The 259-nt window shown below is 51.4% G+C and carries 1 protein-coding gene; it reads right to left on the bottom strand.

Annotation, left to right across the window (positions count from 1 at the left end; translation table 11 throughout):
- Window positions 1-77: 77 nt before the first annotated feature.
- Window positions 78-259 (bottom strand): hypothetical protein (locus ACX9YW_RS23190; RefSeq protein WP_460351103.1); only part of this gene is annotated, 182 nt, incomplete at its 5' end.

Here is a 259-nt window from a genome sequence, read left to right as displayed (position 1 = left end):
GTGGGCGAGCCGCTGAAGCGCAGGCGTTGGGCTGCTGGGTTTGCTGCTAACAACGAAAGATCATCTTGAGCCGCACATTATTTAGCATTGGATTCTTGCTTAGCTTGCTTTTTTTCGCAGCAGCTAATACCTACAGCTACATCATGACCGAACCACCTTGTTGTGACATGTTCGGTACGTTCGGCTTCCCTCTCGCGTTGGGGAGATACGGCGGTTTTGTCGGCACCACAAGCTTTATTTTGACGGGGTTGATTGCCGA

It is taken from the genome of Pseudoneobacillus rhizolycopersici (genome assembly GCF_054786815.1).
Note: the sequence above shows the minus strand (reverse complement) of the source record. Positions and strands in the feature narration are given on the sequence as shown.